The 20,166-nt window shown below is 65.5% G+C and carries 19 protein-coding genes; 14 read left to right on the forward strand and 5 right to left on the reverse strand.

Annotation, left to right across the window (positions count from 1 at the left end):
* Nucleotides 1-47 precede the first annotated feature (47 nt).
* Nucleotides 48-1,022 (reverse strand): KpsF/GutQ family sugar-phosphate isomerase, encoded by a 975-nt coding sequence (locus RCF34_RS08115; RefSeq protein ID WP_308707723.1) that lies wholly within the window; start codon nt 1,020-1,022, stop codon nt 48-50.
* Nucleotides 1,023-1,226: 204 nt separating this feature from the next.
* Between RCF34_RS08115 and RCF34_RS08120 the strand changes: the two genes are divergently transcribed.
* The 10 genes from RCF34_RS08120 (at nt 1,227) to hisC (ending at nt 9,044) form a co-directional block, all read left to right on the forward strand.
* A complete protein-coding gene (locus tag RCF34_RS08120) occupies nt 1,227-2,036 on the forward strand; it encodes an ATP-binding cassette domain-containing protein (protein WP_187978685.1) in 810 nt (269 codons plus the stop codon).
* Complete coding sequence (gene mlaE, locus RCF34_RS08125) at nt 2,036-2,830, forward strand: lipid asymmetry maintenance ABC transporter permease subunit MlaE (protein ID WP_007159512.1); 795 nt, start codon at nt 2,036-2,038, stop codon at nt 2,828-2,830. The genes RCF34_RS08120 and mlaE overlap by 1 nt, the downstream gene beginning before the upstream one ends.
* The gene (gene mlaD / locus RCF34_RS08130) at nt 2,830-3,306 is read left to right on the forward strand and encodes an outer membrane lipid asymmetry maintenance protein MlaD (protein ID WP_308707724.1); all 477 of its coding nucleotides are present in this window, start codon (nt 2,830-2,832) and stop codon (nt 3,304-3,306) included. Before mlaE ends, mlaD begins: the two co-directional genes overlap by 1 nt.
* A gap of 14 nt (nt 3,307-3,320) precedes the next feature.
* Nucleotides 3,321-3,971 (forward strand): ABC transporter substrate-binding protein, encoded by a 651-nt coding sequence (locus tag RCF34_RS08135; protein WP_308707725.1) that lies wholly within the window; start codon nt 3,321-3,323, stop codon nt 3,969-3,971.
* On the forward strand, nt 3,968-4,282 hold the full coding sequence (locus RCF34_RS08140) for an STAS domain-containing protein (protein ID WP_308707726.1): 315 nt from the start codon (nt 3,968-3,970) through the stop codon (nt 4,280-4,282). The genes RCF34_RS08135 and RCF34_RS08140 overlap by 4 nt, the downstream gene beginning before the upstream one ends.
* Before the next feature lie 73 nt (nt 4,283-4,355).
* Nucleotides 4,356-4,595 (forward strand): BolA family protein, encoded by a 240-nt coding sequence (locus RCF34_RS08145; protein ID WP_007159508.1) that lies wholly within the window; start codon nt 4,356-4,358, stop codon nt 4,593-4,595.
* A 22-nt stretch (nt 4,596-4,617) separates the two neighbouring features.
* Nucleotides 4,618-5,883, forward strand: a complete 1,266-nt coding sequence (murA, locus tag RCF34_RS08150) for a UDP-N-acetylglucosamine 1-carboxyvinyltransferase (protein ID WP_187978688.1) — start codon at nt 4,618-4,620, stop codon at nt 5,881-5,883.
* Between the two features lie 9 nt (nt 5,884-5,892).
* Nucleotides 5,893-6,525: an ATP phosphoribosyltransferase gene (hisG, locus tag RCF34_RS08155; protein ID WP_308707727.1), complete on the forward strand. Its 633-nt coding sequence runs from the start codon at nt 5,893-5,895 to the stop codon at nt 6,523-6,525.
* A 147-nt stretch (nt 6,526-6,672) separates the two neighbouring features.
* Nucleotides 6,673-7,992 carry a histidinol dehydrogenase gene (gene hisD / locus RCF34_RS08160; RefSeq protein ID WP_308707728.1) on the forward strand — a complete coding sequence of 440 codons (1,320 nt, stop codon included), beginning with the start codon at nt 6,673-6,675 and terminating at the stop codon, nt 7,990-7,992.
* Nucleotides 7,989-9,044 carry a histidinol-phosphate transaminase gene (gene hisC / locus RCF34_RS08165; RefSeq protein ID WP_308707729.1) on the forward strand — a complete coding sequence of 352 codons (1,056 nt, stop codon included), beginning with the start codon at nt 7,989-7,991 and terminating at the stop codon, nt 9,042-9,044. Before hisD ends, hisC begins: the two co-directional genes overlap by 4 nt.
* A gap of 13 nt (nt 9,045-9,057) precedes the next feature.
* Here the strand turns inward: hisC and RCF34_RS08170 are convergent, their stop codons facing one another.
* On the reverse strand, nt 9,058-10,179 hold the full coding sequence (locus tag RCF34_RS08170; RefSeq protein ID WP_273808727.1) for a S1C family serine protease: 1,122 nt from the start codon (nt 10,177-10,179) through the stop codon (nt 9,058-9,060).
* Between the two features lie 117 nt (nt 10,180-10,296).
* Between RCF34_RS08170 and RCF34_RS08175 the strand changes: the two genes are divergently transcribed.
* The 3 genes from RCF34_RS08175 to cysN all read left to right on the forward strand — a co-directional run bounded on the left by RCF34_RS08175 (nt 10,297) and on the right by cysN (nt 14,035).
* Entirely contained in the window at nt 10,297-11,052 is a 756-nt protein-coding gene (locus tag RCF34_RS08175) for a Nif3-like dinuclear metal center hexameric protein (RefSeq protein WP_308707730.1), read from the forward strand.
* A gap of 165 nt (nt 11,053-11,217) precedes the next feature.
* Nucleotides 11,218-12,135, forward strand: coding sequence for a sulfate adenylyltransferase subunit CysD (gene cysD / locus RCF34_RS08180; protein WP_308707731.1), 918 nt, complete (start codon nt 11,218-11,220; stop codon nt 12,133-12,135).
* 1 nt (nt 12,136) lies between these two features.
* Nucleotides 12,137-14,035, forward strand: a complete 1,899-nt coding sequence (gene cysN, locus RCF34_RS08185; protein ID WP_308707732.1) for a sulfate adenylyltransferase subunit CysN — start codon at nt 12,137-12,139, stop codon at nt 14,033-14,035.
* 51 nt (nt 14,036-14,086) lie between these two features.
* Here the strand turns inward: cysN and RCF34_RS08190 are convergent, their stop codons facing one another.
* Nucleotides 14,087-14,401, reverse strand: coding sequence for a hypothetical protein (locus RCF34_RS08190; RefSeq protein WP_007159499.1), 315 nt, complete (start codon nt 14,399-14,401; stop codon nt 14,087-14,089).
* 211 nt (nt 14,402-14,612) lie between these two features.
* Here RCF34_RS08190 and RCF34_RS08195 point away from each other — a divergent pair, with 211 nt between their 5' ends.
* Nucleotides 14,613-16,247 carry a Na+/H+ antiporter gene (locus tag RCF34_RS08195; protein ID WP_308707733.1) on the forward strand — a complete coding sequence of 545 codons (1,635 nt, stop codon included), beginning with the start codon at nt 14,613-14,615 and terminating at the stop codon, nt 16,245-16,247.
* On the opposite strand, the gene dapC is transcribed toward RCF34_RS08195, so the two are convergent.
* Both dapC and RCF34_RS08205 read right to left on the reverse strand, forming a co-directional pair.
* Complete coding sequence (gene dapC, locus RCF34_RS08200) at nt 16,244-17,437, reverse strand: succinyldiaminopimelate transaminase (RefSeq protein WP_308707734.1); 1,194 nt, start codon at nt 17,435-17,437, stop codon at nt 16,244-16,246. The genes RCF34_RS08195 and dapC overlap by 4 nt on opposite strands.
* Before the next feature lie 24 nt (nt 17,438-17,461).
* The gene (locus RCF34_RS08205) at nt 17,462-20,161 is read right to left on the reverse strand and encodes a [protein-PII] uridylyltransferase (protein ID WP_308707735.1); all 2,700 of its coding nucleotides are present in this window, start codon (nt 20,159-20,161) and stop codon (nt 17,462-17,464) included.
* Between the last annotated feature and the right edge of the window lie 5 nt (nt 20,162-20,166).

Here is a 20,166-nt window from a genome sequence, read left to right on the forward strand (position 1 = left end):
GGTTGAACACGAGATTGCGGCGTATTGGTCGGGCAGTATAACCCGGCCTACAGCACCCCGGCGCGTAGCAGGTCGCCCATGTTGAGGGCGCCGATCGGCCGGCGCTCGTCATCGATCACCACCAGCGCGTTGATCTTGTGCTCTTCCATGATCTTCAGCGCCTCGGCGGCGAGCATCTGCGCCCTGGCGGTTCGACCACCGCGGGTCATCACGGTTGCGATCGCCGTAGTGCGCACGTCGATGCCGCGATCCAGGGCGCGGCGCAGGTCGCCGTCGGTGAAGATGCCGGCGAGACGGCCATCGGCCGCCAGCACGCTGGTCATGCCCAGGCCCTTGCGCGACATTTCCAGCAGGGCATCGGATACCAGGGTGTCTTCGCCGACCTGCGGCAGGTCGGCGCCGGCATGCATGACGTTTTCCACCTTGAGCAGCAGGCGCCGGCCCAGGGCGCCACCTGGGTGGGAAAAGGCGAAATCCTCGGCGGTGAAGCCGCGCGCCTCGAGTAGCGCGATGGCCAGGGCATCGCCCAGCACCAGGGCGACGGTGGTGGAGGAGGTGGGCGCCAGATTGAGCGGGCAGGCCTCGGTGGCGACGCTGGTGTCCAGGTTGACGTCCGCGGCCTTGGCCAGGGGCGAGGCAGGATTGCCGGCAAAGCTGATCAGCGGGACGCCGAGGCGCTTGATCAGCGGCAGCAGGGTGAGGATCTCGCTGGAGGTGCCCGACTGGGAGATGGCGATGATGACGTCATCGCGGGTGATCATGCCCATGTCGCCATGGCTGGCTTCCGCCGGGTGCACGAAGAAGGCCGGACTGCCGGTGCTGGCCAGGGTCGCGGCGATCTTGTTGCCGACATGCCCGGATTTGCCCATGCCCAGGACCACGATGCGCCCACGGCAAGCGAGCAGTCGGCGACAGGCGGCGGCAAAGCTTTCGTCGATGCGTTCGCCCAGGGCGGCCACTGCCGCGCGCTCTACATCTATGGTGCGCTTGGCGGAAGCGATGAAATCTATTGAGTCGGGCATGGGTCAGAAGGCAGGTGACGGGACAATCGGAAATTATATGCGCAAAGCCGCGGCACTCAGCAACGTCGCTCGCAGTTCAGGAGTCTCATCGGCAACGAATGCTATAGTGCCGCCCTTTTGCCGGGGCCGCCGAACGCGAGAGCCGCGTGCCCTGAAGCGGCGGAGCGGCGTCTCCCTGCACAGAGTTGAACCTTAGGAGTCTCGATGACCGTCGATAGCCCGTACGCCGTGGAGCTAAAGGGCGTTTCCTTCAAGCGCGGCACGCGTCTCATCTACGACCGGGTCGATATCCGCATCCCGCGGGGCAAGGTCACCGGGATCATGGGACCGTCCGGCAGTGGCAAGACCACCCTGTTGCGCCTCATCGCCGCCCAGTTGCGACCGAGCAGCGGCGAGATCTGGGTCAATGGCGCCAACCTGCCGCAGCTGTCCCGCGGCGAGCTGTTCGACATGCGCCGGCAGATGGGCGTGCTGTTCCAGAGCGGCGCGCTGTTCACCGATCTCGATGTCTTCGAGAACGTGGCCTTTCCGCTGCGCGTGCACACCAAGCTGCCCGAAGAGATGATCCGCGACATCGTCCTGCTCAAGCTGCAGGCGGTGGGCTTGCGCGGTGCCGTCGAGCTGATGCCGGACGAGCTGTCCGGCGGCATGAAGCGCCGGGTCGCCCTGGCGCGGGCCATCGCCCTGGATCCGCAGATCCTCATGTACGACGAGCCCTTCGTCGGCCAGGACCCCATCGCCATGGGCGTGCTGGTACGCCTCATCCGCCTGCTCAACCAGGCGCTGGGGTTGACCAGCATCGTGGTCTCCCACGACCTGGCCGAGACCGCCAGCATCGCCGACTACCTCTATGTGGTGGGCGATACCAAGGTGCTGGGGCAGGGCACGCCTAAGGAATTGCGCGAATCGCCGGATCCGCGGGTTCGCCAGTTCATGCAGGGCATCCCCGATGGCCCGGTACCCTTCCACTATGCCGCGCCGGATCTGCGCGATGCCTTGCTGGGGAAACACTGATGCGTAAGGTCTCCGCCGTGGAGCGGATTCGTCGACTGGGCCGTGCCGGGCTGGACGTCGTGGCGGCCATCGGTCGCTCGGTCATCGTCCTGCTGCTGGCGGTGTTCGGTCGCGGTGGCGTAGGTAGTGGCCTGCAGCTGCTGGGCAAGCAACTCTATTCCGTGGGGGTGATGTCGCTGCCGATCATCGTGGTGTCGGGCTTCTTCATCGGCATGGTGATCGCCCTGCAGGGCTACAACATCCTGGTCAAGTACGGCTCCGAGCAGGCGGTAGGGCAGATGGTCGCCCTGACGCTGCTGCGCGAACTCGGCCCGGTGGTGACGGCCTTGCTGTTCGCCGGTCGGGCGGGTTCCGCCCTGACCGCCGAGATCGGCAACATGAAATCCACCGAGCAGCTGTCCAGCCTGGAAATGATCGGCGTGGATCCGCTCAAGTACATCGTCGCGCCGCGTTTCTGGGCCGGCTTCATTTCCATGCCGCTGCTGGCCGCCATGTTCAACGTGGTGGGCATCTGGGGCGCGGCCATGGTCGCCATCGACTGGCTCGGCGTCTACGACGGCTCCTTCTGGGCCACCATGCAGAACAGCGTGATGCTCAGCGACGTGCTCAACGGCGTGATCAAGAGCCTGGTGTTCGCCTTCGTGGTGACCTGGGTCGCCGTCTTCCAGGGGTATGACTGCGAGCCGACCTCCGAAGGCATCGGCCGTGCCACTACCCGTACCGTCGTCTATGCGTCGCTTGCCGTGCTCGGCCTCGACTTCATTCTTACCGCCCTGATGTTTGGAGATCTCTGATGCAAACCCGCACCCAGGAAATCGGTGTCGGACTCTTCCTGCTGGCCGGCGTGCTCGCACTGCTGTTGCTGGCGCTGCGGGTAAGCGGTCTGACGATGAGCGACCATCACGATACCTACAAGGTCTATGCCTACTTCGACAACATCGCCGGTCTCACCGTGAGATCGCGGGTGACCCTGTCGGGGGTGACCATCGGCAAGGTCACCGCCATCGATCTCGACCGCAACAGCTACCGCGGCCGGGTCACCATGCAGATCGACAAGCAGGTGGACAACCTGCCGACCGACTCCATCGCCTCGATCCTGACCGCCGGCCTGCTCGGCGAGAAATACATCGGCATCAGCGTGGGCGGTGACGAACAGGTGCTCAAGGAAGGCTCGACCATTCGAGATACACAATCCTCCCTGGTTCTCGAAGACCTGATCGGCAAATTCCTGCTCAATTCGGTCAATAAAGACTCTTCCGCCAATAAATGATGAGAGGCTTCTCCATGCTCAAGCTACTTCGTCACGGAGTGATCGCGATCCTGGCCCTGCTGCCACTGGTGTCCCAGGCGGCACCCTCGGCCCACGACGTGATCCAGCAGACCACCACCACCCTGCTCAGCGATCTCGAGGCCAATCGCGACAAGTATCGCAGCAGCCCGGAAGCCTTCTACGAGTCGCTCAACAACATCCTCGGCCCGGTGGTGGATGCCGAAGGCATCTCGCGCAGCATCATGACCGTGCGCTACAGCCGCAGCGCCTCGCCCGAGCAGATGACGCGCTTCCAGGAGAACTTCAAGCGCAGCCTGATGCAGTTCTATGGCAATGCGCTGCTGGAGTACAACAACCAGGGTATCCGGGTACTGCCCGAAGGTCCGTCCGACGGTCCCGATCGCACCAGCGTGGGCATGGAGGTCAAGGGCAACAACGGTGCCGTGTACCCGGTGCAGTACAGCATGGTCAAGCAGGGCAATGACTGGAAGGTGCGCAACGTCATCATCAATGGCCTGAACCTCGGCAAGCTGTTCCGCGACCAGTTCGCACAGGCGATGCAGGAAAACGGCAACGACCTGGACAAGACCATCAACAACTGGGCGGGCACCGTGGCCAAGGCCAAGGATTCTCCCGAGGCCCAGAAGGCCAAGGTCGGTTCGTGAGTCGCGCCGCCATCACTGGCCAAGGCGCTCGACTGCACCTGTCGGGCGTGCTCGAGCACGCCAATGTGCCCACCCTGCGCGAGCAGGGCAGGGCGCTGATCGGTCAGGGGAGCGGGCCTCTGGTACTCGATTGTGCCGGTGTCGAACGCTCCAACAGCGCCGGCCTGGCGCTGTTGCTGGCCTGGCTCCGCGATGCCCAGGCCGCGGGCCGTCCGCTGACCATCGCCGGCCTGCCCTCCGAGTTGCGGCAGATCGCCGACGTCTCGGATGCCCTCGAACTGCTGCCCCTGGCGGACGACACTCACGGGTAACGGTCATCGCAGTCGCCGTACAGCCGGTTTTTTTGTATGATCGCCGGCTGTACTAGATTGCCGAGGTGCCGCCATGCAGGCCCAAGAAGTCAAAAGCCTCCTGGAGGCAAAACTGGCCGATACCCAGGTCGAAGTGGAAGGCGAGGGCTGCAACTTCCAGCTCTACCTGATCAGCGACGAGCTCCAGGCACTCAGCCCGGTCAAGCGTCAGCAGCAGGTCTACTCCCATCTCCAGCCGCAGATCGCCGATGGCAGCATCCATGCTGTCACCATGAAATTCTTCACCCGTGCTGCCTGGGCCGAACGCGCCTGATTCGCAGCGCCGAGAACTCGCTATGGACAAACTGATCATTACCGGCGGCAACTGCCTGAACGGTGAAATTCGCATTTCCGGGGCCAAGAACTCCGCCCTGCCGATCCTGGCCGCGACCCTGCTTGCCGACACTCCGGTGACCATCGCCAACCTGCCGCACCTGCACGACATCACCACCATGATCGAGCTGTTCGGTCGCATGGGCGTCCAGCCGGTGATCGGCGAAAAGCTCAACGTCGAGGTGGATGCGTCCAGCATCAAGACCCTGGTCGCGCCCTATGAGCTGGTCAAGACCATGCGCGCCTCGATCCTGGTGCTAGGCCCGATGGTCGCGCGCTTCGGCGAAGCGGAAGTCGCGCTGCCCGGTGGCTGCGCCATCGGCTCGCGTCCGGTCGATCTGCACCTGCGCGGCCTGGAGGCGATGGGTGCCAAGATCACCGTGGAAGGCGGCTACATCAAGGCCAAGGCGCCCGCTGGCGGCCTGCGCGGTGCCCACTACTATTTCGATACCGTCAGCGTGACCGGTACCGAGAACGTGCTGATGGCCGCCACCCTGGCCAAGGGTCGCAGCGTGATCCAGAACGCCGCCCGCGAGCCCGAGGTCGTCGATCTGGCCAACTGCCTGATCGCCATGGGTGCCAACATCCAGGGCGCCGGTACCGACACCATCACCGTGGAAGGCGTCGAGCGCCTGGGCGGCGCCACCTATTCGGTGCTGCCGGACCGCATCGAGACCGGTAGCTACCTGGTCGCGGCCGCTGCCACCCGCGGCCGCGTCAAACTCAAGGACACCGATCCGACCATCCTCGAGGCCGTGCTGGCCAAGCTGGAAGAAGCCGGTGCCCACATCTCCACCGGCAGCAACTGGATCGAGCTGGACATGAAGGGCAATCGCCCCCGCGCGGTCAACATCCGCACGGCGCCCTACCCGGCGTTCCCCACCGACATGCAGGCCCAGTTCATCTCCATGAACGCCGTCGCCGAAGGCACCGGTACCGTGGTCGAGACCATCTTCGAGAACCGCTTCATGCACGTTCACGAGATGGTGCGCATGGGCGCCAACATCGCCATCGAAGGCAATGCCGCCATCGTCACCGGCGTCCAGCGCCTCAAGGCCGCCCCAGTCATGGCGACCGACCTGCGCGCCTCGGCGAGCCTGGTCATCGCCGCCCTGGTGGCCGAAGGCGATACCCTGATCGATCGCATCTACCACATCGACCGCGGCTACGAATGCATCGAGGAGAAATTCCAGCTGCTCGGCGCCAAGATCCGTCGTACGCCCAAGTAAGGACCTCCGATGCTGACCATCGCCCTGTCCAAGGGCCGTATCCTCGACGACACCCTGCCGCTGCTGGCGGCGGCGGGGATCGCGCCGACCGAGAATCCGGACAAGAGCCGCAAGCTCATCATCCCGACCACCCAGGAGGATGTGCGCCTGCTCATCGTCCGCGCCACCGACGTGCCCACCTATGTGGAGCATGGCGCCGCGGACCTGGGCGTGGCCGGCAAGGACGTGCTGATGGAATACGGCGGCGATGGCCTCTATGAGCCGCTGGACCTGCGCATCGCCCGCTGCAAGCTGATGACCGCGGGCGCCGTGGGCGCTCCGGCGCCGCGTGGCCGGCTGCGGGTGGCGACCAAGTTCGTCAACGTCGCCAAGCGCTACTATGCCGAGCAGGGCCGCCAGGTCGACATCATCAAGCTGTACGGGTCCATGGAGCTGGCACCGCTGGTGGGGCTGGCCGACAAGATCATCGACGTGGTCGACACCGGCAATACCCTCAAGGCCAACGGTCTCGAACCCCAGGAGCTGATCGCCCACATCAGCTCGCGCTTGATCGTCAACAAGGCCTCGATGAAGATGCAGCACGGTCGTATCCAGGCGCTCATCGAGACCCTGCGCCACGCCGTCGAGGCGCGCGGCGCCTGAGTCCTGGCCGGCATGCCGAATGCTGGCCCAGGCTGATTCCATCCCTCCAGCTTCGCCTATCCGTGCCATAGCCAAATTGTCGGGCGCCCACACGGAGCCGGCTGTTACTCTCGGGCGCCCCTTTCGCTCTCCTGAAGAGGATCCGCCATGACCGCTCCGCTCGCCATCCGCCGACTCGCCGCCGCCGCTCCGGATTTCGCCGAGCATCTGGATCATCTGCTGAGCTGGGAAGGGGTGTCCGACGCCGACATCAACCAGCGGGTCCTGGCGATCATCGCCGACGTCCGTCATCAGGGCGATCAGGCCTTGCTCGAATACACCCGGCGCTTCGACGGTGTCGAAACGACGTGCATGAGCGACCTCATCCTGCCGCGTGCGCGCCTGGAGGAAGCCCTGACCCGGATCACGCCGGAACAGCGCACCGCGCTGGAAGCCGCTGCCGAGCGCGTGCGCCGTTATCACGAAAAGCAGCGCCAGGATTCCTGGCAGTACCAGGAGGCCGATGGCACGGTGCTCGGCCAGCAGGTCACCCCGCTGGATCGTGCCGGTCTCTATGTGCCAGGGGGCAAGGCCTCCTATCCGTCCTCGGTGCTGATGAACGCCATTCCTGCCAAGGTCGCCGGCGTGCGCGAGGTGGTCATGGTGGTGCCGACGCCCCGCGGCGAGGTCAACGAACTGGTGCTGGCCGCCGCGGCCCTGGCCGGTGTCGATCGCGTCTTCACCATAGGCGGCGCCCAAGCCGTGGCCGCGCTGGCCTATGGCACCGAAAGCGTACCGCCGGTGGACAAGATCGTCGGTCCCGGCAACATCTATGTCGCCACCGCCAAGCGTCACGTGTTCGGCAAGGTCGGCATCGACATGATCGCCGGCCCATCCGAGATCCTGGTGGTCTGCGATGGTCAGACCGATCCCGACTGGATCGCCATGGACCTGTTTTCCCAGGCCGAGCACGACGAGGACGCCCAGGCCATCCTGGTCAGTCCGGACGCCGGCTTCCTCGACGCCGTGGCGGCCAGCATCGCCCGGTTGCTACCGGAGATGGAACGCGCCGACATCATCCGCGCCTCCCTGGAAGGCCGCGGTGCGCTGATCCAGGTCGCCGACATGGCCCAGGCCATCGAGGTGGCCAACCGCATCGCCCCCGAACACCTGGAGCTGTCCGTCGCCGAGCCCGAGCAGTGGCTGCCCAAGATTCGCCATGCCGGCGCCATCTTCATGGGTCGCTACACGGCCGAGGCCCTGGGCGACTACTGCGCCGGTCCCAACCATGTGCTGCCGACCTCGGGCACCGCGCGCTTCTCCTCGCCCCTGGGCGTGTACGACTTCCAGAAGCGTTCCTCGATCATCCACTGCTCGGCCGCTGGCGCTTCGGCGCTGGGCCGGGTCGCCTCGGTCCTGGCGCGTGGCGAGTCCCTGACCGCCCACGCCCGCAGTGCCGAATACCGTATTCAGGAGGAGCAGGCATGAGTGAACTCTGGAGTCCCTTCGTCAAGAATCTGGTGCCCTATGTGCCGGGTGAGCAGCCCAGGCTGACCAACCTGGTCAAGCTCAACACCAACGAGAATCCCTACGGTCCGTCGCCGCGGGCGCTGGACGCCATCCGCGCCGCGGCCACCGACGACCTGCGCCTCTATCCCGACCCCAACGGTCAGGCGCTGAAGGATGCCGTCGCTCGCTACTACGGCATCCAGAGCGACCAGGTCTTCGTCGGCAACGGCTCGGACGAGGTGCTGGCGCACATCTTCCTGGGGCTGTTCGGCCATGGCCGACCCGTCCTGTTCCCGGACATCAGCTACAGCTTCTATCCGGTCTATTGCGGCCTCTACGACATCGCCTTCGAGACCCCGGCGCTGGACGAGGATTTCCAGATCGTCCCCGAGGACTACCTGCGCCCCAATGGCGGGATCATCTTCCCCAACCCCAATGCGCCGACCGGCAGCGCCCTGGCGCTGGACGCCATCGAGCGCATCGTCGCCGGCAATCCGACTTCGGTGGTGGTGGTGGACGAGGCCTATGTCGACTTCGGGGCGGAGTCGGCGGTCGCCCTGATCGAGCGCCATCCCAATCTGGTGGTGACCCAGACGCTGTCCAAGTCCCGCTCCCTGGCGGGTCTGCGGGTGGGCCTGGCCATGGGCCAGGCGCCGCTGATGGAAGCCCTGGAGCGGATCAAGAACAGCTTCAACTCCTATCCGCTGGATCGCCTGGCCCTGGCCGGCGCGGTCGCCGCCTTTGAGGATAGTGCCTATTTCGACGAGACCTGCCGGCAAGTGGTCGAAAGCCGCGAAGCGCTGGTCGGCCAGTTGCTGGCGCGCGGCTTCGAGGTCCTGCCCTCGGCCGCCAACTTCATCTTCGCCCGTCATGTGCAGAAGGGCGGGGCGGTGCTGGCCGCGGGCTTGCGTGAGCATGGTGTCATCGTGCGCCACTTCAGCCGCCCCGAACGCATCGCCGACTTCCTGCGCATCACCATCGGTACTCCCGCGCAGAATCAGGCGTTGATCACGGCCCTCGATACCCTCTGAGGGACGTCCGCGGCTAGCGCGCCTTCTCCATCAGGGGGCGCAGCCCGACGGTAACCTTGACCTGCACGGTCTTGTCCTGGCGCAGCACCTCGATGGGGATGCTGTCGCCAGGCTGCTTGCGGGCGATCTGGTTCATCGCCAGCCGGCCGTCCCTGATCGGTTGGCCCGCCAGCTTGACCAAGACGTCGCCCGCGCGCAGGCCGCCCTTGTGCGCCGGTCCTTCCGGATCGATATCCGTCACCACGATGCCCTGGTCGACCTTCAGGCCGTAGGTCTTGACCAGCTCTGGCGTGATCACCTCCACCGCCACCCCCAGCCAGCCGCGGATGACCTGGCCATGCTGGATGATCGAGCGCATGACCTCCATGGCCAGCTTGATCGGGATGGCGAAGCCGATGCCCTGGGAGCCGCCGGAGAGGATGGCGGTGTTGATGCCGATCAGATTGCCGTTGGCATCCACCAGCGCCCCGCCCGAATTGCCCAGGTTGATCGCCGCATCGGTCTGGATGAAATCCTCGTAGGTATTGAGACCCAGCTGGTTGCGGCCGGTGGCGCTGATGATCCCCATGGTCACGGTCTGGCCGACGCCGAAGGGATTGCCGATGGCCAGCACCACGTCACCGATGCGGATGGCGGTCGAATCGCCCACCGAGATGGCCGGCAGGTTGGGCAGGTCGATCTTGAGCACGGCAAGGTCCGTGGCCGGATCGTTGCCGATCAGCTTGGCCAGGGTCTGGCGACCGTCGGCGAGCGCCACCACGATGGATTCGGCGTCGAGGGTCACGTGGTTGTTGGTCAGCAGATAACCGTCATGGCTCATCAGCACGGCCGAGCCCAGGCTGAGCTCCTCCACCGGTTTGGTGGCGCCCTTGCGGTCACTGGCCGTGTCGCCGGCCTTGCCCGGCTTGGCCGCCTTGGTCGAGCGCAGCGACACGACCGCCGGCGCGGCGCGACTCGCCGCGTCGGCATAGGAGACCGGTCCCTGCTGGCGGGAATTCGCGGGCGCCTGGGCCGCCTCGAACAGCGGCGGCTGGGCGGGCAGGCCGAGCCATTGCGGATAGCGCTGCATGATCAGGGCCGCAACGAGCAGACCGCACAGCACGGGCCAGCCGAGATAACGCAAAGCCTTGTACATCGATCACATCCTTGAATTTGTCCACCCGGGGTGCGCCGGATAAGCTGGCGGGCATTATAAGGAGCGGCGCCACCCGAAGACACGCTGTGGCGCCGCCAGCGAGGAGGTAAGCCGTCCGTGACCCTGTCCCTTGATCAACTGGTGGAGACCGCCGACCGCTACCTGGAGTCGACCCGTATCCAGGATTATTGCCCCAATGGCCTGCAGGTCCAGGGCCGCGAGCAGGTGCGCCTGCTGGTCAGTGGCGTCACCGCCTCCCAGCGGCTGCTGGACGCCGCCGTGGCGGCCGGGGCCGATGCCATCCTGGTGCACCATGGCTATTTCTGGAAAAACGAGGACGCCCGCCTCATCGGCATGAAGCACCGGCGGATCAAGACGCTGCTGAGCCACGACATCAGCCTGCTGGCCTATCACCTGCCGCTGGACGTCCATCCCGAGGTGGGCAACAACGTCCAGCTGGGGCGCCGCCTGGGCCTGCAGGATATCCGGCCACTGCCGGGCGATGCCAAGGGGCTGATCTGGCAAGGCGAGTTGCCACAGCCACGGTCCGCCGCGGACTTCGCTCGGCAGGTGGCGGAGGTACTGCAACGCGAGCCACTGGTGGTCGACGGCGGGCGATCGATCCGGCGCCTGGCCTGGTGCACCGGTGGCGCCCAGGGCTATATCGACCAGGCCATCGCCGCCGGGGTGGATGCCTATCTGACCGGTGAGGTATCCGAGCAGACGGTGCACAGTGCCCGCGAGAACGGCGTGAGTTTCTTCGCCGCCGGCCACCATGCCACCGAGCGCTATGGCGTACAGGCGCTGGGCGACTATCTAGCCGGGCAGCTGGGTATCCGGCACCTCTTCATTGACTGTGACAATCCCGCCTGAGCGTCATAAGCATATAACTTCTGGATCTAGATGGCCTGGCGGGCCATAACCATTGCCTATGATAAGGTTGAGTTTCGTCCACGGCCCGCTCTGTCCGGTGCGTCCAGTCGACTGGATGCCGCCACGGACATCTCCTAGGCCACCTTTCTGCAATCGTGAGTAGCCATGCTCGACAAACAGACGCACCTCAAACAGCTTGAGGCGGAAAGCATCCACATCATCCGTGAAGTGGCCGCCGAGTTCGACAATCCGGTCATGCTGTATTCCATCGGCAAGGACTCGGCCGTGATGCTGCACCTGGCCCGCAAGGCCTTCTTTCCCGGCAAGCTGCCGTTCCCGGTACTCCACGTGGACACCGGCTGGAAGTTCCAGGCCATGTACGAATTCCGCGATCGCATGGTCGCCGACATGGGCCTCGATCTCCTGGTGCACAAGAATCCGGAAGGGGTCGCCCAGGGCATCAATCCCTTCACCCATGGCAGCGCCAAGCACACCGACATCATGAAGACCCAGGGCCTCAAGCAGGCGCTGGACAAGTACGGCTTCGACGCGGCCTTCGGCGGCGCCCGCCGGGACGAGGAGAAGTCCCGGGCCAAGGAGCGCGTCTACTCCTTCCGCGACAGCAAGCACCGCTGGGACCCGAAGAACCAGCGCCCCGAGCTGTGGAACATCTACAACGGCAAGACCAACAAGGGCGAATCGATCCGCGTCTTTCCGCTGTCCAACTGGACCGAGCTGGATATCTGGCAGTACATCTATCTCGAAGGCATCCCGATCGTGCCGCTCTACTTCGCCGCCGAGCGCGAGGTGATCGAGAAGAACGGCACCCTGCTCATGATCGACGACGACCGTATCCTCGAACACCTCTCGCTCGAGGAGAAGGCACGCATCCACAAGCGCCAGGTGCGCTTCCGTACCCTTGGCTGCTACCCCCTGACCGGCGCGGTGGAGTCCCAGGCGACCACGCTGACGGACATCATCCAGGAGATGCTGCTCACCCGCACCTCCGAACGCCAGGGCCGGGTCATCGACCACGATGGCGCCGGATCCATGGAAGAAAAGAAACGTCAGGGGTATTTCTGAGATGTCGCACCAATCCGATCTGATCGGCCAGGACATCCTGGCCTACCTCGCGCAGCACGAACGCAAGGAGCTGCTGCGCTTTCTCACCTGCGGCAACGTCGACGACGGCAAGAGCACCCTGATCGGGCGCCTGCTGCACGATTCCAAGATGATCTACGAGGATCACCTGGAGGCCATCACCCGCGATTCCAAGAAGGTCGGGACCACTGGCGAAGAAGTCGACTTGGCGCTGCTGGTGGACGGCCTGCAGGCCGAGCGCGAGCAGGGCATCACCATCGATGTGGCCTATCGCTACTTCTCCACCGCCAAGCGCAAATTCATCATCGCCGATACCCCCGGCCATGAGCAGTACACCCGCAACATGGCCACCGGGGCCTCTACCTGCGACCTGGCGATCATCCTGGTCGACGCCCGCTACGGTATCCAGACCCAGACCCGTCGGCATAGCTACATCGCCTCGCTGTTGGGCATCAAGCACATCGTGGTCGCCATCAACAAGATGGACCTGCTGGGCTTCGACGAGGCGGTGTTCGAGCGCATCAAGGACGACTACCTGGCGTTCGCCCAGCGCATCGATCTGAACGCCAAGGACATCCATTTCGTGCCCATGTCGGCGCTCAAGGGCGACAACGTGGTCAACCGCAGCGAGCAGACGCCCTGGTACGGCGGCAAGCCGCTGATGGAGATCCTCGAGACCGTCGAGATCGCCGCGGATCGCAACCTGGACGACCTGCGCTTTCCCGTGCAGTACGTCAATCGTCCCAACCTCAACTTCCGTGGGTTCGCCGGGACGCTGGCCTCGGGCGTGGTCACCAAGGGCGATGCCGTGGTGGTCCTGCCGTCGGGCAAGGGCAGCCGGGTCAAGTCCATCGTCACCTACGAAGGCGAGCTGGAGCAGGCGGGTCCTGGCCAGGCGGTGACCCTGACCATGGAAGACGAGATCGACATCTCCCGCGGCGATGTCCTGGTGCATGCCGACAATCGTCCGCAGGTGACCGATAGCTTCGAGGCCATGCTGGTGTGGATGGCCGACGAGCCCATGCGCCCGGGCAAGAAGTACGACATCAAGCGCGCCACCAGCTATGTGCCGGGTTCGCTGCCTAGCATCGTGCACACGGTGGACGTCAACACCCTGGAGCACGGCGCTGCCAGCGAACTCAAGCTCAACGAGATCGGCCGGGTCAAGGTGGCCCTCGATGCCGCCATCGCCCTGGACGGCTATGGCGTCAATCGCACCACCGGTGCCTTCATCGTCATCGACCGCCTGACCAACGGCACCGTGGGCGCCGGCATGATCATCGCCGAACCAGTGGGCGCTACCGGTCACGGCCAGGGCGCGCATCAGTTGCACGTCGCCACCAGCGAGCGGTCGGCCCGTTTCGGTCAGCAGCCCACGACGGTGCTCTTCACCGGTCTCTCCGGTGCCGGCAAGACCACCCTGGCCTATGCCCTGGAGCGCCGGCTGTTCGACGCCGGTCGCGCGGTCTTCGTGCTGGACGGCCAGAATCTGCGCCACGACCTGAACAAGGGTCTGCCGCAGGATCGCGCCGGTCGTCGCGAGAACTGGTTGCGCGCCGCCCAGGTGGCCCGCCAGTTCAACGAGGCCGGCCTGATCGCCCTGGCCGCCTTCGTTGCGCCGGATGCCGAGGGTCGGGCCCAGGCCCGGGCGCTGATCGGCGCCGAGCGTCTGCTGACCGTGCATGTCAAGGCATCGCCGAAGGCCTGTGCCGAGCGCGACCCCCAGGGACTCTATGCGGCCGGTGGTGACAACATCCCGGGCCTTTCCTTCGCCTACGATGCCCCGGAAGACGCCGATCTAGTGATCGACACCGAGCAGCTGTCGGTGGAGGAGGGCGTCCAGCAGATCCTCGACGTCCTGCGTCGGCGTCAGGTGATCTAGGGCGTTCAGCCATGAAAAAACCCGCCTCTCGGCGGGTTTTTTCATGGGCCTTCACCAGCGCGGGGGCGGGCCGTAGTAGTAGGCGCCGGGCGGCGGGCCGTAGTACACGGGGCGCGGCTCCACCACGCGATATTCGTAGACCGGCGCCGGTTCGTAGTAGACCACGCGCGGCGGGGGCGGCGGCGGTGGCCCTTCGACATAGACCGGCTCGCGGGCGTAGGAATGGGAGACGATGGCTCCGCCAACCACGGCGCCCACTACGGCGCCGAGAAAGGCCGGACCGGGGCCACGACCGTGGGCGGACGCCTGACCGGCGATGGCGAGGCAACCGGCAAGCACCACGACTTGAGTGATGCGACGTAGCATGATCATTCTCCTGCAACCCGGGGAAATGAAACCGGGTATGTCTATCAGACCGCAAGGGCGGCGAGTCGCCTAGATCGACGCGGGTAAAGTTTGGGTAAAACCAAATCCGGGGACATCAGTCCCAACAACTCGAGGTCGACGTGTCCCCACTCCCGCGGGATGCATCTCCTGTATCTGGTACCGCGACCGGTGCCCTGACCACGAGACCACCGTGCAGATTCTCTATACCGCTCTGATCCTCCTGCTGATGGTGGGTGCCACCCGCCTCAGCGCCCATCTCATTCCCATCCCGCTGCCGCTGATCCAGGTGGTGGTCGGCGCCTTGCTCGCCTGGCCCACCCTGGGGCTGCATGTCGCCCTGGACCCCGAACTCTTCCTGCTGCTGTTCATCCCGGCGCTGCTGTTCTCCGATGGCTGGCGCATGCCCAAGCGCGAGTTCTGGCGGCTGCGCCGACCGATCTTCGTCATGGCCTTCGGCCTGGTGTTCCTCACGGTGCTGGGCGCCGGCTGGTTCCTGCACTGGATGCTGCACCTGCCCTGGGCGGTGGCCTTCGCCCTGGCGGCGGTGCTGTCGCCCACCGATGCCGTGGCGGTCTCCAGCATCGTCCGCGGCCGACTGCCCAGCGCCCTGCTGCACGTGATCCAGGGCGAGGCCCTGCTCAACGATGCCTCGGGTCTGGTGACCTTCAAGTTCGCCGTGGCGGCAGCCCTGACCGGCGTCTTTTCGCTGAGCCAGGCCAGTCTGGAATTCGTCATCGTCGCGGTGGGCGGCGTGCTGGTGGGCGGCGTGCTGAGCTGGCTGGTCGGCCGGGCGCGCGCCTGGATGGTGGTGAAGCGCGGCTGGAGCGACGCCGCGCCCCATGTCGTCTTCATGTTGTTGCTGCCCTTCGCCGCCTATGTGCTGGCGGAGCGGCTGGGCGTTTCCGGCATCCTGTCCGCCGTGGCCGCCGGGATGATGCAGAGCCGGGTCGACATGCTGCCCCGACAGACCGCTACCCGCCTGCTCAATCACAGCGTCTGGGGGCTGGTGGAGTTCGCCTTCAACGGCTTGGTGTTCCTGATCCTGGGGCTGCAACTGCCCGACATCCTGGCGGCCGCGTTGCCGGCCTCCCAGGCGCTCTGGCCCGCCGCCGGCTGGCTGACGCTCTATGTGCTGGGTGCCTACGGCGTGATCATGGCCATTCGCTTCGGGGTCATCCTCGGCTATTGGCACCTGACCCAGCCTGGCAGTGGACCCATCACCATTGCCGGCGATCCACGCCTGATCGCCGCCATCGCTTCGCTCAGCGGGGTGCGCGGCGCCGTGACCCTGGCCGGTGTGCTGTCGCTGCCGCTGCTGCTGTCGGATGGCACGCCCTTTCCCCTGCGTGACATCCTGGTGTTCATCGCTGCCGGGGTGATCCTGCTGTCACTGGTGGTGGCGAGCATCGGCATACCGCTGCTCCTGGCGCGACTGCCGGAGCAGTCCAATGACCTGCTGGAGCGGGAGCGCTGCGAGGTGCGGATCAACGCCGCCCGGGCCGCCATCACGGCGCTGGAAGACGTCGAATCCAGCGACGCCGACGAGCCAGTACGGGCGGCGCTGCAGGCGGAGATCAAGGCCGGCATCATCGCCGAGTTCCGTGACGAGCTGAGTTCCGCCGATGACAGCGAGGATGCCCGTTCCCTGGCGCGCCTGAGGGATACCCTGGATGGCGAGCTGCGCCTGCTCGCCATCCGCGCCCAGCGCCGTGAACTCTACCGACTCCGAATCGCCGGCGTGATCGATGACCTGGTGGTCACCGAATTCCTGCGTGAGCTGGACATTCAGGAGACCGCGCTGATGCGCGACCAGGGCAACCGCTAGCCCTGGCAGAAGCGGCGGATGCGCTCCGCCGCTTCCACGCACTCGGCCAGGGGCGCGACCAGCGCCATGCGGATCCGACCGGCGCCCGGATTGACGCCCGCGACTTCTCGCGACAGGTAGGAGCCCGGCACCACGGTCACGTGTTCGCGGGCGAACAGATCGCGGGCGAAGGCTTCGTCATCGCCCGGTGTCTTGGCCCAGAGATAGAAGCCGCCGTCCGGCAGCGAGACCTCCAGGCTACCCTGCAGGATATCCAGCACGGCGGCGAACTTCTGCCGATAGAGCTCGCGGTTCTCGCGGACATGGGCCTCATCGCGCCAGGCCACGGCACTGGCCTTCTGCACCTGCACCGGCATGGCGCAGCCGTGGTAGGTGCGATAGAGCAGGAAACGCTTGAGAATGGTGGCATCGCCCGCGACGAAACCCGATCTCATACCCGGCAGGTTGGAGCGCTTGGACAGGCTGTGGAAGACCACGCAGCGGGCGAAGTCGCTGCGGCCCAGTTCGGCACAGGCGGTGAGCAGGCCGGGCGGCGGGCTGGCTTCGTCGAAGTAGAGTTCGCTGTAGCACTCGTCGGCGGCGATCACGAAGTCGTACCGGTCGGCCAGGGCGATGAGCTTTTTCAGCGTTGCCACCGGCAGCAGGGCACCGGTGGGATTGCCGGGCGAGCACAGGAACAGCAGCTGGCAGCGCTGCCAGACCTCGTCCGGCACGCTGTCGAAATCGGGATTGAAGCCCCGGTCCGCCAGGCACGGCAGGTAGTGGGGCTCGGCGCCGGCGAGCAGGGCCGCGCCTTCGTAGATCTGATAGAAGGGGTTCGGACTCAGCACCAGGCCCGCCTGGCTGCGATCCACCACCGCCTGGGTAAAGGAGAACAACGCCTCCCGGGTGCCGGTCACCGGCAGCACGTGACGTGCCGGATCCAGCCAGCCGGCGGGTACGCCGAAGCGCTGACCGGCCCAGCTGGCGATGGCCTCGCGCAACTCGGCGATGCCGAGGGTGGTCGGGTAGACCGCCAACTGATCCAAGTTGGCGGTCAGGGCCTCGGCGACGAAGGCCGGCGACGGGTGCTTGGGCTCGCCGATCGACAGCGGAATCGGCTTGAGCGCCGCCGGCGGGGTCACGCCAGCGAGGAGCGCGCGCAGCTTCTCGAACGGATAGGGCTGCAGCAGGTCGAGGGTGGGATTCATCGTCAGGTGGTCCTTCGTTCGAGACTAGATGCTGATGCGGCTGAGTGGCGCCTGGCTGTCCGGTTCGCGCAGCTGTTTGATCAGGGCCTGCTGCAGGGCGCTGCAGAGGCCGGGATCCGCCAGTGGACGACCATCGGCGTCGGTGACGTAGAAGACGTCTTCCACGCGCTCGCCGAGGGTGGCGATCTTGGCGTTGAGCACCGACAGGTCGAAGTCGAGGAAGATCCGCCCCACCCGTGCCAGCAGTCCGGGTCGATCCGGTGCCGTCAGTTCGATCAGGCTCGCCGAGCGCGTGGTGTCGGTGTAGATGTTCACCTGGGGCGAGAAGGCGAAATGCTTGAGCTGGCGGGTCACTCGCCGGTTGATGATGCTCGGGTATTCCTCGGGATGCTTGAGCGCCTCGATCAGGCCGGCACGGATCTGGGCGATGCGCGCGGGATTGTTGCCGATCGAGCCGCCATCGGTATCCAGCACGATGTAGGTGTCCAGGGTGAACTGGCTGCTGGAGGTGATGATGCGCGCGTCCTGAATGTTCAGGTTGAGCTGGTCCATCACCGCCACGGTCACCGCGAAGAAGTCGTGCTGGTCCGCGGCATAGATGAAGATCTGGGTGCCGCCTTCGGAATCGCGCTGGGTGGTCTCGCGGATCAGCACCAGCGGCTCGGCGGTATCCCCATGGCCGAGGATGGCTTCGGTGTGCCAGGCGACGTCCAGCGCGGTATGGCGCAGGAAATAGGTGTCGCCCAACTGCGACCAGAGCTGCTCGGCGTCATCGGCATCGATGCCGCGACGCATCAGGGTGTCCAACGCCGATTGCTGGGTGCTGCGGATCTGCTCTTCGCGATTGACCGGATTCTCCAGGCCGCGACGCAGGGCGCGCTTGGTCTCGGTATAGAGCTGGCGCAGCAGGGTCGCGCGCCAGGAATTCCACAGCGACGGATTGGTCGCGGTGATGTCGGCCACGGTGAGGACGTACAGATAGTCCAGGTGGGTGTGATCACCGACCGTCAGGGCGAAATCGTGGATCACCTGGGGGTCGGAAAGATCCTTGCGCTGGGCAGTGGTGGACATCACCAGGTGATTGCGTACCAGCCAGCTGACCAGGCGGGTGTCCCACTCCGGCAACTGGTGACGGCGACCGAAGGCTTCGACGTCTTCCGCACCCAATTCCGAGTGATCGCCACCCCGGCCCTTGGCGATGTCGTGGTAGAGGCCGGCGATGTAGATCAGCTCCGGCTTGGGCAGCTTGTGGATCACCCGCGTCGCCAGCGGATACTTCTCCGCCAGGACGTCGTAGCTCATCTTGCGCAGGTGCTTGATGAGATTGAGGGTGTGGGCGTCCACCGTATAGATGTGGAAGAGGTCATGCTGCATCTGGCCGACGATCTGGCCGAATTCGGGTAGGTAGAGCCCCAGCAGGCCGTAGCGATTCATCCGCCGCAGGTTGCGATGGATGCCGGATTCGCTCTTGAGCAGTTCGATGAAGAGGCTGGTGTTGCGGATGTCCTGGCGAAAGACGTCGTCGATGAGGTGACGGCTGTCGCGCAGCAGGCGGATGGTGCCGGCGCTCGGTCCCCTGATCGCAGGGTTCTGCGCCAGCAGGACGAACAGCTCCATCAGCGCGAAGGGGGTGCGCAGGAAGACCTGGGGATGTACCACCTCCAGATAACCGTTGCGGATCTGGAATCTGTTGTTGAGCGGAGTCACCGCGACCGGCACCTGCTCGTCGCGCAGATTCACTTCCTCGAAATGCTGCATCACCACATCGCTGAGCTGGGAGACGTCCATCACCACCCGGTAGTACTTCTGCATGAAGCGTTCTACCGCCAGCTTGGCGTCGTTGTCCTCGTAGCCGAGCAGGCTGGCGATGCGCCGCTGATGGTCGAACAGCAGCCGATCCTCGGCGCGCCCGGCCAGCATGTGCAGGGCATAGCGGACCTTCCACAGGTATTCCTGCGCCGAAATCAGCAGGCTGCATTCGCTTTCGGTCAGGAAACCCTGGCCTACCAGGGCCTGCAGGTTGAGGGTGCCGAACTGCCGCCGGGCGATCCACAGCAGCGTCTGGATATCGCGCAGACCGCCGGGCGAGCCCTTCACGTTGGGTTCGAGGTTGTATTCGGTGTCGTTGTACTTGGCATGCCGCGCACTCTGCTCGGCACGCTTGGCCAGGTAGAAGGCGCGTCCTGGCCAGAGGTGCTCGACACTCGTGGCCGCCAGCATCGCCTGGCGCAGGTGCTCGGGGCCGGCGAGGGTGCGGCTTTCCATCAGGTTGGTGATGACCGTCAGGTCGGCCAGGGCCTCGGTGGTGCATTCGCGCAGTGATCTGACGCTCTGCCCCACGGCCAGGCCCACATCCCACAGCAGGGTCAGGAAACCCTCGATGGATTCGCGGAAGCGTTCCTGTTCCTCTTCGGCCAGCAGGATCAGCAGGTCGATGTCCGAGTGCGGATGCAACTCGCCGCGACCATAGCCGCCCACCGCGAGCAGGGCGATGCCGTCCTCCGGCCAGCTGAAGCGATTCCAGGCGGCGATCAGCATCTGATCGATGAACCAGGCGCGATCCTCGACCAGCCGGCGCACGCTGCGGCCTGCAAGGAAGCGTGCATCGAGGGTGGCGTTCGCGGCCCGGATGAATTTCTTGAAGGCCGCGAGAGGGCTGGCTTTCAGCGAAAGCTCAGCCTGGAACTGGCCGGCGTCGAACAACTCCGAATCGACCTGGGGCATGGGCG

The organism is Pseudomonas sp. 102515 (assembly GCF_031085165.1).
GTDB lineage: Bacteria > Pseudomonadota > Gammaproteobacteria > Pseudomonadales > Pseudomonadaceae > Chryseomonas.

Coding starts and splice junctions, on each gene's coding strand:
- RCF34_RS08115 (WP_308707723.1), bottom strand. CDS start 1,022: ATGCCCGACTCAATAGATTTCATCGCTTCCGCCAAGCGCACCATAGAT.
- RCF34_RS08120 (WP_187978685.1), top strand. CDS start 1,227: ATGACCGTCGATAGCCCGTACGCCGTGGAGCTAAAGGGCGTTTCCTTC.
- mlaE (WP_007159512.1), top strand. CDS start 2,036: ATGCGTAAGGTCTCCGCCGTGGAGCGGATTCGTCGACTGGGCCGTGCC.
- mlaD (WP_308707724.1), top strand. CDS start 2,830: ATGCAAACCCGCACCCAGGAAATCGGTGTCGGACTCTTCCTGCTGGCC.
- RCF34_RS08135 (WP_308707725.1), top strand. CDS start 3,321: ATGCTCAAGCTACTTCGTCACGGAGTGATCGCGATCCTGGCCCTGCTG.
- RCF34_RS08145 (WP_007159508.1), top strand. CDS start 4,356: ATGCAGGCCCAAGAAGTCAAAAGCCTCCTGGAGGCAAAACTGGCCGAT.
- murA (WP_187978688.1), top strand. CDS start 4,618: ATGGACAAACTGATCATTACCGGCGGCAACTGCCTGAACGGTGAAATT.
- hisG (WP_308707727.1), top strand. CDS start 5,893: ATGCTGACCATCGCCCTGTCCAAGGGCCGTATCCTCGACGACACCCTG.
- hisD (WP_308707728.1), top strand. CDS start 6,673: ATGACCGCTCCGCTCGCCATCCGCCGACTCGCCGCCGCCGCTCCGGAT.
- hisC (WP_308707729.1), top strand. CDS start 7,989: ATGAGTGAACTCTGGAGTCCCTTCGTCAAGAATCTGGTGCCCTATGTG.
- RCF34_RS08170 (WP_273808727.1), bottom strand. CDS start 10,179: ATGTACAAGGCTTTGCGTTATCTCGGCTGGCCCGTGCTGTGCGGTCTG.
- cysD (WP_308707731.1), top strand. CDS start 11,218: ATGCTCGACAAACAGACGCACCTCAAACAGCTTGAGGCGGAAAGCATC.
- cysN (WP_308707732.1), top strand. CDS start 12,137: ATGTCGCACCAATCCGATCTGATCGGCCAGGACATCCTGGCCTACCTC.
- RCF34_RS08190 (WP_007159499.1), bottom strand. CDS start 14,401: ATGCTACGTCGCATCACTCAAGTCGTGGTGCTTGCCGGTTGCCTCGCC.
- dapC (WP_308707734.1), bottom strand. CDS start 17,437: ATGAATCCCACCCTCGACCTGCTGCAGCCCTATCCGTTCGAGAAGCTG.
- RCF34_RS08205 (WP_308707735.1), bottom strand. CDS start 20,161: ATGCCCCAGGTCGATTCGGAGTTGTTCGACGCCGGCCAGTTCCAGGCT.